The sequence below is a fragment of the Paenibacillus cisolokensis genome (genome assembly GCF_018403665.1).
GTDB classification, from domain to species: domain Bacteria; phylum Bacillota; class Bacilli; order Paenibacillales; family Paenibacillaceae; genus Paenibacillus_AH; species Paenibacillus_AH cisolokensis.
Genome location: NZ_BOVJ01000156.1, coordinates 1 through 11,334, shown reverse-complemented (window position 1 = coordinate 11,334; position 11,334 = coordinate 1). Strand labels below are relative to the sequence as shown.

General features: G+C 56.5%; 11 protein-coding genes. 10 read left to right on the top strand and 1 reads right to left on the bottom strand.

Annotated features, from left to right (window positions below; genetic code table 11):
- Positions 1 to 412: 412 nt before the first annotated feature.
- The 10 genes from PACILC2_RS19975 to PACILC2_RS19930 all read left to right on the top strand — a co-directional run bounded on the left by PACILC2_RS19975 (position 413) and on the right by PACILC2_RS19930 (position 10,965).
- Entirely contained in the window at positions 413 to 1,663 is a 1,251-nt protein-coding gene (locus tag PACILC2_RS19975; RefSeq protein ID WP_213530402.1) for a sensor histidine kinase, read from the top strand.
- The gene (locus PACILC2_RS19970) at positions 1,603 to 2,256 is read left to right on the top strand and encodes a sensor histidine kinase (RefSeq protein ID WP_307860661.1); all 654 of its coding nucleotides are present in this window, start codon (positions 1,603 to 1,605) and stop codon (positions 2,254 to 2,256) included. Before PACILC2_RS19975 ends, PACILC2_RS19970 begins: the two co-directional genes overlap by 61 nt.
- The gene (locus PACILC2_RS19965) at positions 2,225 to 2,479 is read left to right on the top strand and encodes a response regulator (RefSeq protein ID WP_213530392.1); all 255 of its coding nucleotides are present in this window, start codon (positions 2,225 to 2,227) and stop codon (positions 2,477 to 2,479) included. Before PACILC2_RS19970 ends, PACILC2_RS19965 begins: the two co-directional genes overlap by 32 nt.
- A gap of 62 nt (positions 2,480 to 2,541) precedes the next feature.
- Positions 2,542 to 3,861 carry a helix-turn-helix transcriptional regulator gene (locus PACILC2_RS19960; protein WP_244863672.1) on the top strand — a complete coding sequence of 440 codons (1,320 nt, stop codon included), beginning with the start codon at positions 2,542 to 2,544 and terminating at the stop codon, positions 3,859 to 3,861.
- A gap of 126 nt (positions 3,862 to 3,987) precedes the next feature.
- Positions 3,988 to 5,358 carry an ABC transporter substrate-binding protein gene (locus PACILC2_RS19955; RefSeq protein WP_062493019.1) on the top strand — a complete coding sequence of 457 codons (1,371 nt, stop codon included), beginning with the start codon at positions 3,988 to 3,990 and terminating at the stop codon, positions 5,356 to 5,358.
- 60 nt (positions 5,359 to 5,418) lie between these two features.
- Positions 5,419 to 6,291 carry a carbohydrate ABC transporter permease gene (locus tag PACILC2_RS19950; protein ID WP_213530388.1) on the top strand — a complete coding sequence of 291 codons (873 nt, stop codon included), beginning with the start codon at positions 5,419 to 5,421 and terminating at the stop codon, positions 6,289 to 6,291.
- Positions 6,292 to 6,296: 5 nt separating this feature from the next.
- Positions 6,297 to 7,130 (top strand): carbohydrate ABC transporter permease, encoded by an 834-nt coding sequence (locus PACILC2_RS19945; protein ID WP_213530386.1) that lies wholly within the window; start codon positions 6,297 to 6,299, stop codon positions 7,128 to 7,130.
- A gap of 12 nt (positions 7,131 to 7,142) precedes the next feature.
- Complete coding sequence (locus tag PACILC2_RS19940) at positions 7,143 to 8,987, top strand: glycoside hydrolase family 127 protein (protein WP_213530384.1); 1,845 nt, start codon at positions 7,143 to 7,145, stop codon at positions 8,985 to 8,987.
- 111 nt (positions 8,988 to 9,098) lie between these two features.
- On the top strand, positions 9,099 to 10,094 hold the full coding sequence (locus PACILC2_RS19935) for a helix-turn-helix transcriptional regulator (RefSeq protein ID WP_244863671.1): 996 nt from the start codon (positions 9,099 to 9,101) through the stop codon (positions 10,092 to 10,094).
- A complete protein-coding gene (locus PACILC2_RS19930) occupies positions 10,081 to 10,965 on the top strand; it encodes a prenyltransferase/squalene oxidase repeat-containing protein (RefSeq protein ID WP_213530382.1) in 885 nt (294 codons plus the stop codon). Before PACILC2_RS19935 ends, PACILC2_RS19930 begins: the two co-directional genes overlap by 14 nt.
- 162 nt (positions 10,966 to 11,127) lie before the next feature.
- On the opposite strand, the gene PACILC2_RS19925 is transcribed toward PACILC2_RS19930, so the two are convergent.
- Positions 11,128 to 11,334 (bottom strand): hypothetical protein (locus tag PACILC2_RS19925; protein ID WP_213530380.1); only part of this gene is annotated, 207 nt, incomplete at its 5' end.

The following is an 11,334-nucleotide window of genomic DNA, read 5'->3' as shown; positions in this document are numbered from 1 at the left end:
AAAATACAGTATTTTTGGAAATTTTCGCTTGTCTGGGCTTGAATGGATCAAAGAAACTGCATAATCGCAGGAATTTTCGCGTTTTGGTTAATTGCCCCCCGAAAATACTGCATTTTTGCAGCTTTGTTCTTTTATCCGGTTTCATCTTCCGGATGCGTGCCGCTGCGGAGCCGGAGTAAAGAAAGCCATTTCGGGACTGGTGGCCGTTCACAGCGAGTTTGGAGCGAGCGAATATGGCCCCTGAAGTTTCGCAAACAGGAGCCCGGCGGTCAGGCAGGCGAGGGCGAATAGAGCCATTTATCGTCGGCTAGGCTGTTCCAAATTCGAAAATGTCAGGATATAATGTTTGGATATTCGGACGACGGTATCGGGCGTTGCAAAATTGTAAGCGTTTACCGATAAGGAGGCGGCTATGGGCAACTTTTTGGAATTGTTTCAATTAAAGAAAATCCGCGGCAAGCTGTTTATTTTGACGACGTTAATCACCTTTATCCCGATGATGGTTCTTAGCCTGGCGTTCTATCAGCTATTTTCAGAGAGGATGCTGCGCAATGCAGAACAGCAGGCATTCGCATCCGGCAGTATCGCCAATCATTACTTGGATCGCATTCTCGTGGACATGAACGATCTGTTCAACGTCATCATCAGCAACGGACAGATTCAATGCGCCTTGACCGGCGCCGTTAATTCGGTCTGCCAGAACGGCGACGGAGAGCGGGGCGATTCGGATTACGGCTACATCCGCAATTCCTATATGATCAACAACGCGATGAATACGATCACCCAGTCAAAATCCTATGTCGTCCGCTATGTTGTTTATCATATGGAGGCTCCTCCGAATCGCAGGCTGTACGGCTCGTATATCAGTCCGGAGGAAGCCGAAGCGTGGTACGCAGAGCTGCGGGAGGGGGCGCCTTTGCTATTGCGAAACGGCAGATCGCTGGACCAGAATATGGCCGTCAACGCCGGCTCGCTCCTGTTCGCCAAACTGCTGCCGCGGACAAGCGGCGATTTCTCGCCGCTCGGTTTTATCGTACTGGAAGTGAACCGGGATCAATTTTTTAAAGGACTGTCATTTCTGAATGCGGATCGCAGCGGACGGTTCGTCATCGTCGACGGCGGCGGGAAGCCGCTCTATTATTGGCCGGACAACGCAGGCGGCGAAGAGGAGAACGAGGAACTGTACGAGCTTGCGACAAAAGCGCGGCTGCAGGATGAAGGCTTTATGCCGATCGGCGACAGATGGTTCGCCGCTTTACAACGCAACGGGCTGTCCGGCTGGTCGATCGTGCATATGATCAACGCGGATACGCTGTATAAGGATGCGGAATGGGTCCGGACGATGACGCTGGCCGTCTTCATCCTGACCTTCGCAATGGGACTCGTGCTGGCGAACTGGATCAGCGGCACGATCAGACGGCCGCTTCACCGGCTGCTGCTGTTTATTAAGATGAACGGCGCGCCGGGACCGCGCATTCCGGTGCCGTTCGATCCGGAGGACGAGGTCGGACAGATCGGGGTTCGCTTCCTTCGCATGATGGATGAGAACAAGGCGCTGCACCAGCAGGTGTATAACGCCCTGAAAAACGGAAAGAAGCCGAAATCCATGCGCTGCAGGCGCAAATCAATCCCCATTTTCTGTACAACACGCTGGAATCGCTGAAATGGATGGCGTTCGCCCGCGGCCAATCCGATATCAGCGAAGTGGTCGGCATGCTGGGCAAATACTTTCGCCTGACGATCAATAAAGGCCGCCAGGTCATTACCGTTCGGGAAGAGCTCGATCATGTGCAGACGTATTTCCAGGTGCTCGACTTCCGTTATCCGGGGCGGTTCGATCTGTTCTTCCATTTCGAAGAGGATTTGACGCATTACTATGTGCCGAAATTTATTTTGCAGCCGATTGTCGAAAATGCGATTTACCACGGGCTCAAGAAGAAGGACGGCGAAGGAACGATTGCTATATCGGGACGAACGGAACAAGGCGTGCTGATCTTCCAGGTAACCGACGACGGGCTGGGAATCGCACCCGATCGGCTGGCTGCCATTATGGAAGCGCTGGACCAGGAGGAAACAAGCCTTACTTTCGGTTTGAAAAATGTTCACGACCGGCTCAAACTGCGGTACGGAGAGCCGTTCGGCATCCGTCTCGCCAGCGAGGAAGGATTATATACGACCGTGACGTTAAGTCTGCCGGCGATTACAGAAGCGGAGGAGCGATATCATGAATCCGATCGTGAAAATTTTGATCGTTGACGACGAATATCATATCCGGGAAGGCATCAAGACGTCCGTGCCGTGGAGCCGGATCGGCATCGGCGGAATCGACGAAGCCGCGGACGGCATGCAGGCATTGGAGCGGTACGAACGGCAGCGGCCGGATATCGTCCTTCTCGATATCAACATCCCGAAGATGGACGGGATGGAAGTGGCGCGGCGGATTCGCAAGGCGGGCGGAACGGCCCGAATCATTTTCTGACCGGCTACGACGATTTCCCTAAGGCAAAAGAGGCCATTGCGCTGCATGCCACCGATTATTTGGTGAAGCCGGTCGAGTACGCCGAGCTGGTGAGCGCCGTGGAGCGGGCCTGCGAGCAAATTATGGCGGACCGGAGAACAGTCCTGCGCATCGATCAGATGAAGCGGCAGATGGAAGGCTTCAAGGCGGCGGCCGCCGAGCGGCTGCTTATCGATTGGCTCGAACACCGGCGGACGTTCAAAGAGTTCGAGGCGGTAGCGGCCGAATTCGGCATCGAACGCGGCAAATCGCGATTATACGGATTTCTCTGTGCGGATATCGACGGGTACGAACAGCGGATAGCGGGAGCAGCCGACCGGGACCGGCAGCTGTATTTGTTCGCTTACCGGAAAATCGCGCAAGAGGTGCTGCATGATACGGCGTCCGGCTGCGGCGGCAGCGTGTTGAGTCTGTCATCCGGCAAGCTGCTGCTGCTGGTTTACTGCGATGTTCCGGCCGGGGCGAGAAGCGCCCTGTCATCGGCCGAGCCGCTTATGCCGGCGCTTGCCCGCCGGCTGCAGGATGCGTACAAAACGTATTTGCGCTGGTCGGTCAGCATCGGCATGAGCGAATGGAGCGGAGATGTCCGGTCGCTGGGCGAATTGTATGCGGACGCGATTCAGGCAGTCAATTACCGCTCGGTCGTCGGCTGCGGCGCCATTATTCCCGCCAGCATGGTGGAGCCAAGCGGCGCGATTCGCCAACGGCTCATGAATAAGGAACTGTTCTTGCTGGAGGAACTGAATGCGGGAACGGAGCTTCGAAGCGCCGCAAGCTGGAACCGGTGGCTCGAAGAGCTGTCCGCCCTGCCGCTTGCCGATGCGAAGCTCGTCGCCTCCCAATTCGCCGTAAATGCGCTGAGGCTAGGCAAGGAAGCGGCCGATGAAGCAGCCGTTCCGGATGAAGCCGCAGCCATTCCGGGCCATATTGCGGCATGCCAAACGATGCAGGATTTAATCGGCCACCTGAACGGGCTGATCGATGGCGTGGCGCACCGACTCCGTTCCGCCCGCAGTCCGGCCGCCTCCAAGATCGTGGAGCAAGCGAAACGGTGGATCCGGGAACGGCTGCATGAGGAAATCAGCCTGCAGGCCGTTGCCGATGCGCTTCATGTGAATCCGTACTATTTGAGCCGGCTGTTCAGGCAGGCGACGAACGAAACCTATCTGGAATATACGACGCGCCTGCGCTTCGAGCGGGCCCGGGAGCTGCTCGCCCATACGCAGCTGAAAATGCATGAAATCGCAGAACGGGTCGGCTTTAAAGACGCCAATTATTTCAGCATCGCGTTCAAGAAGTTCGAGGGGGTGAATCCGACGGAATACCGGAAACGGTACCAATGATTGCTGTCTCCTGTAAAAATGAGGTCAAAAATTCAAAGAGCGGCTCAACGGATTCTATGGCGTTCCTTTCTGCTGCCGCGGATAATGGCAATGTAAGCACATTCAATATAAAGGAAAGGGGCGGCAATGGTGGCATACCGCAGAAAGTGGCTTGTATGGTTTACGGCCGTTTGCTTGCTTGTCGCGACGGCATGCAGCGGCAACGGCTCATCCGGAGCGGAAGGCGGCGAAGGGGAAGCCGGAAGCGGCAAGGAGCCGGTCCGCTTGAAATTTATGTACTGGGGCAGCGCATTCGAGAAGCAGGCGATGGAAAACATGGTCGAGGCGTTTAACAAGTCGCATCCGGACATTGTCGTGCAGGCGGAGCATGTGCCGGGCGATTACGCGGCGAAAATCAATACGCTGATGGCGACGAACGAGCTGCCGGATATCGCTTATTTGAGCGAACCGCTCTCGATGAAGTGGGGCGCGGAGGGAAGGCTGCTTGATATGAAGCCGTACATGGAGCTGTATCCGCAGCTTGCGGAGCGGCTGGAACAAACCTATTACAATCCGGCTCCGGACAAGACGCTCGGGACGAACACGGCCGTCGAAATTATAACGTTGTATTATAACAAGGATCTGTTCGAAGAAGCGGGCGTGGCGCCGCCTCCGACGAAAGGCGAGAATGCCTGGACCTGGGACGAATTCGTCGAAACGGCCAAAAAGCTGACGAAGGACAACAACGGCAACACCCCTTTCGACCCCGGGTTTAACCCGAACAGCATTGTGCAATACGGCGTATCGTTCCCGACCTGGATAGGCGGCTGGTATCCGTTCCTGCTCAGCAACGGCGGCGACATTACGAATGACGACGGAACGCAGTACACGCTCGATTCGCCGGAAGCGATCGAAGTGTTCCAGAAGCTGCAGGACCTGATGTATGTGCACCATGTCGCGCCGACCGCCACCCAGCAGCAAAATATGCCCGCGACGAACGTCCGGCTGCAGACGAAAAAGGTGGCCATGGCTATTGACGGACAATGGGCGCTTCTGGACTTTGCGTCTACCAAGATGAATTTCGGTATGGGCGTTCTCCCGAAATTCAAGGAACCGAAGACGATCGTGCTCGGCTCGCCGACCGTTATCTTCGCGAATACGGCGCATCCGGACGAGGCGATCCGATTTTACTTGTACCACAACGATCCGAAGCAGGTGGATTTGTATGCCAAGGGGCTGTGGATGCCGCTGGAGGAGAAGTATTATACCGATCCCGCGGAAATCGCCTACTGGACCGATAACGAGGCGCATCCGCCGGAATATAAAGACGCCGTCATCGACTTTACATTGAACTACGCCGGAAGATCCCCGATGTATTTCCTCAAGAACATGGCGGAGATCGAGCCGGTCATCAACGCGGCGCTCGATAAATTATGGACGAATAAAGAACCGGCCGAGAAAGTGCTGCGTGATCTGAAGCAGGAAGTTCAGCCGCTGCTGCAGGGCAAGTATCAATAACGGAGGCTCGGATATGGCTCACGAAGCGGCTAAAAACTAAAGCTGTCAGGCATCGCACGGATGGAGCGGAACTGGGGCATCGCTTTTGCGATGCCCGCCGTTCTCGGATTTTTCCTGTTTGTTCTCGGCCCGGTCGTCGCGTCTTTCTTCTTCAGCCTGACCGACTGGAATATCGGCGGACAGATGAATTTCACCGGCTTCGGGAATTATCGGGAAATGTTTACGGAAGACAAGTTGTTCAGCAAATCGCTGTTCGTCACCTTGTACTACTCGCTCGGAAGTATTCCGCTCGGCTTTCTGGCCGCTTTCATCATCGCGCTTCTTCTGAATCAGAAGGTGAAAGGGCTATCCGTCTTCCGGACGATCTACTACATGCCGGTGCTCGTGCCGAGCATCGCCAACAGCATGCTGTGGCTATGGCTCTACAATCCGGACTTCGGGCTGTTCAATTCGCTGCTGAACGGGATCGGGCTTCCCGGTTCGCAATGGATCTACGACGAAACGATGGCCGTTCCATCGCTCATCCTGATGAGCACATGGGGCGTCGGCAACGCGATGGTCATCTTCCTGGCCGGACTCCAGGGCGTGCCGGGACATCTGTACGAGGCGGTGGAAGTGGACGGCGGCGGCGCGCTGCGGAAATTTTGGCATGTCACGCTTCCGTCTATGACGCCGACCATCTTCTTTAATGTCGTCATGGGGACGATCGGGACGCTCCAAGTATTCGACCAGGCATATGTGATGACCAATGGCGGGCCGAACAACGCCACCCTCTTTTACATTTACTACTTGTACCGGACGGCGTTCTCCGAATCGGAGATGGGCTATGCCGCGGCTCTCGCCTGGGTGCTTTTCCTGATCATTCTCGCTCTTACGGCGCTCGTGTTCCGTTCGTCGAAGTTCTGGGTCTATTACGAAGGGGAGGGGAGATGATGACGATGAGCAGAACAAGAGCGGTTTCTCGCATTTTCATCTACCTGATCCTGATCGCCGGCAGCATCGTCATGCTGTTTCCGTTCGCCTGGCTGCTGCGCAGCTCCTTCATGTCGACGGCGCAAATTTTCATCTTCCCGCCGGAATGGATTCCGCGGCCGTTCGAATGGCGCAACTATACGGATGCGCTGACTATCGTGCCGTTCGGACGCTATTTCCTCAATACGATGACGATCGAGCTGTTCGCCGTTACGGGCGTCGTGCTGACGAGCGCAATGGCCGGGTACAGCTTCGCGCGTCTGAAATGGCCGGGGCGCAATATGATGTTCGGTCTCGTCTTGAGCGCGTTGATGATGCCCTATGCGGTGACGCTCATCCCGACGTTTACGCTGTGGAAATCGCTCGGCGCCATCAACACCTATTTGCCGCTCATTATTCCGGCCTGGTTCGGCGGCGGCGCGTTCAACATTTTCCTGCTCCGCCAGTTTTTCAGCACTATACCGAAAGATCTGGACGAGGCCGCGTATATGGACGGCGCGAATCCGCTCACGGTGCTGTGGCGCATCCTTGTCCCGTTGTCGATGCCGGCCATTATCGTCATTACGATCTTCACGTTTATCGGAACATGGAACGATTTTCTCGGACCGCTCATTTATTTGAGCGACGGCGACAAATATACGCTTGCGCTCGGTCTGGCGTCCTTCAAAGGGATGTACAATGCGCAGTGGGGCTACCTGATGGCGGCGTCGACGGCGGTCGTCGCGCCGATTGTTCTTTTGTTTTTTGTCGCGCAGCGTTATTTTATAGAAGGGATCACCTTAACCGGGATCAAAGGATGAGGAGGCGTTCGGATGACGAAAGCAAACACGGCTGAGCAGATGCTGGCCAGATGGCGCGGCGTTCCGTTTACAAGCGTTAATGTCAAGGACGGGTTTTGGCGTCCAAGGCTCGATGTCATGAGACAGGTCACGGTGCGGGCATGCCTGGACAAATGCGAGGAGACGGGGCGCATCGCAAACTTCGCGAAGGCGGCGGGATTGATGGAAGGGGAGTTTCAAGGCATCTACTTCGACGATTCCGACGTGTACAAGGTGCTGGAGGGCGCCGCTTATTTGCTCATGTCCGAGCGCGATGCGGAATTGGAAGCCGAGGTCGACCGGATCGTCGACCTTATCGCTGCGGCGCAGGAGGAAGACGGCTATCTGTGCACGTACTTCACGTTGACCGCGCCGGAGAAGAAATGGACCGACATGGAGAAGCATGAAATGTATTGCGGCGGCCACCTGATGGAAGCGGCGGTCGCCTATTTCGAGGCAACGGGTAAGCGGAAATTGCTCGATACGGCGTGCCGGCTCGCCGACCATTACGACCGGACGTTCGGTCCGGGAAAGCGGCATTGGGTGGAAGGGCATGAGGAGATCGAGCTGGCGCTTGTCAAGCTGTACCGGGCAACCGGTGAAGAGCGGTACTGGAAGCTGGCGCTGTGGCTGCTGGAGGAGCGAGGACACGGACACGGCGTCGGCGCGATATGGGACAGGGCGGATTGGGGGCCGGCCTATTGCCAGGACGATGTGCCGGTAAGAGAGATCGCGGAAGTGAAAGGGCATGCCGTGCGGGCGATGTATTTGTACTCGGCGATGACGGACGTCGTGCACGCGTCGGGAGACCCGGCCTATGTGGGGGCGCTGCACCGCGTATGGGCGCATACGGTCGAACGCAACATGTACGTGACGGGCGGCATCGGTCCGTCCAGGCATAACGAGGGCTTCACGCATGATTACGATCTGCCGAACGACAGCGCCTATTGCGAAACGTGTGCCGCTATTGCGATGGCGTTCTGGAACCACCGGATGAACCTGCTGTTCGGCGACGCGAAGTACGCGGATATCGTCGAGCGGGAGCTGTACAACGGGGCGCTGGCGGGCATCTCGTTGTCCGGCGACAAATTTTTCTATGTGAATCCGCTTGCATCGGAAGGCCATCACCACCGTGTGGCATGGTTTGACTGCTCCTGCTGCCCGACGAATCTGGTGCGCTTCCTGCCGTCGATCGGACAATATGTCTGTGCCGTATCGGAGGACGGTATTGTCGTAAACCAGTACATGAACGGAACGTGTCGGATCGAACGCCCGGAAGGAAAGAGCGGCATCCGATTGACGACGGAGACGGAATACCCCTGGCATGGCGCGATTCGCCTAACCGTCGCACCCGACCGGGAAGAGTCCTTCCGCATTCGCCTGCGCATCCCGGGCTGGTGCAGAGGGTATCGCGTCTCCGTATGCGGCGCACCGGCCCGAGCGGCCGTTGCGAACGGTTATATCGGCATCGAACGCGTATGGTCCGCCGGCGACACGATCGAGCTGGAGCTCGATATGCCGGTGAACGTCGTGCGCGCGCGGCCGGAGGTGGCAGCCAATCGCGGGCGGATCGCGTTCCAGCGCGGACCGATTGTCTACTGCGCCGAGCAGGCCGATAACGCGCATTTGACATATGACGCGTTCGCCGTATCGCCGCATGTCCCGTTCGAGGTGGTCGAGCAGCCGGATAAGCTGGGCGGGATTCGCGAACTGGCAGGCGCCGATGCCGACGGACGCCGGCTGACGCTCGTTCCGTATTACGCCTGGGACAATCGCGAGCCGGGCTTTATGCAGGTGTGGCTGCGGGAAGCGGATTGCCGCGCGCTGTACATGTACTGAAGTCCGTTTTATCGTGAACTTATATCGAATCCTTCCAAATTGGTGACATCCAAGCTGTCACCAATTTTTTGCTATACTATTCCCGAAGATAAGGCAAGGGAGGAACCGGCATTGAAGAGAACCGACCGGTTGATGGCCATTGTCCTCGCTCTGCAGCAGCGTCCGGAAACGGCTCAATCGTTGGCCGAGAAGCTGGAGGTGTCGAAGCGAACGATATTGCGGGATATGCAATCGCTCTCCGAGATGGGGATTCCGCTATATTCCGTTACCGGCCCGGCCGGCGGCTTCCGTCTGATGGAAGGCTACCGGCTGTCGCCGCTGCAGCTGGATTCCCAGGAAGCGATGACGGTGCTGTTCGCGCTAAAGGCTTTGACGAAAATGGCGGACACGCCGTTCAATCGGGCAAGATGGACGGTAATGGACAAAATTTCGGCCGCGCTTCCCGACGATCTATTGCGGCAGATCGATCCGGTGCTTCGGCATGTCCAGATGGACGTCCCCGAGCGAAAGGTCAAAACGCCGCAATTGTCCGCCCTTATGGAACACACTGCGGAATCCCGCTGGCTCAAGGTTCTGTACCGGTCCGTGAGCCGCCGCCGATGGCTGCAGCTAAAGCCGGAAAGGCTTTACACGGCGCACGGATTCTGGTACTGCGAGGCATTCTCGGTTACCCATGGCGAGCGGAGAACGTTCCGCGTCGACCGCATGGAACGGATGGAAATGACAGACGAGCCCGGGGAGCAACAAGGGATGGCCGGCCGGCGCCCGGAGCTTGACGTCAAACAGCCGGTTCCCGCAACCCCGACGCGAATCGTCGCGAAATTGTCGTACCGCGGCGCGCTGCTGGCCGAACAGGATGAGCACATCGGCGAGCTTGTCAAGCAAATATCCGATGAGGAATGGGAAGTCGACTTCATGTGTCCGCCTTCGGAGTTCGGCTGGGCCGTACGTTTCTTCTTCTCCCTCGGTACGGATGCAACCGTGATTGCGCCGCAAACGCTGCGTTACGAAATTTATCGGCTGGCAAACGAACTGTGCAGCCGTTACAAACCCGAACAAAAGGCGGAAAATGCAGGGAAAGGGGAGAAGAGTCATGATTCATTCTGACTGTTTCCAACGCGCCAGACCGTTTATTTACCGTAATGCGCGTTTGCTTGACCGGAGACGCTACGAGTATTTTTTCGAAGGCGGTTCCAAAGAGGCGGTCATCGAAGCGCTGCGGGCTTATCAGAATGCCGACGGCGGTTTCGGAAATGCGCTGGAGCCGGATATCCGGTGTCCGTTCAGCCAGCCCGTTCCAACGGAAATGGCGCTTGCGATCATGGACCAAATCGGTCTTTTCGATGAACAGATATTGGAAGGAATCAACCGGTATTTGCGTAAAATCACGTTGGAGGACGGCGGCATTCCGTTGGCCCTGCGAAGTCTGAACGATTATCCGCATGCGCCATGGTGGACAACGGAAAACGACGATCGCCCTTCGATCAACCCGACCGGCACGATCATCGGTTTGTTGTACAAGCAGAATGCGCTGCCGGATATCGTCCGCGAACCGTATTTCGTCAAAACTGTCCAGTATATATGGAAATACATGGAGCAGGAGCGGCCGTCGGGCTACCATGACGGAACGCATTGGATTGTGTTTCTGCAGAATACGCCCGACCGCGAGCGGGCGGAAGGACAATGGGCCGTCATCGACGAATGGCTGAGCCGCCCCGGTACGATCGAGAAAAACCCGTATGCGGAAGGGTATGTCCATAAAGTGCTGGACTGGGCCCCGGATCGGGATAGCTATGCCCGTAAATTTGTTTCGAACGAGGAATTGGCCGAGCATTTGCAGGCGCTTCTCGTTCAGCAGCAGGAAGACGGCGGATGGCCGATCAGCTGGCCGGCCGTAAGTCCGGCATGCGAACTGGAATGGCGGGGTTATGTGACGGTGGAAAGACTCCGGACGCTCCGATCTTTCGGCTTGTTGTAAACCGGCGGAACTTGCAACAGAATAAAATTCTTGAAGGCCGTTCGATCATGGACGGTCTTTTTTAACATGAAAGAAAGTAAAAAATTACTTCCTATTGGCCTGTCTGACTGCCCGCGACTTCCGTCAAATCGTCGCCCATCCGTCGGTACGCCTCGTCTTCCGTCAAATCGTCGCCCATCCGTCGACGCGCCTCGTCTTCAGCGCCCCTGTCTCCCGGCAGATTGCTTTGGCGAAAAAGCTGCGAAAGTACAGTAATTTGGGTCCGAATAGATGACTATGGCGAAAAATACTGCCAAAATACAGTATTTTTAGGCGATATTCACTTTTCTGGATTGAACGGATCAAAAAAACTGCATAATCGCAGGAATT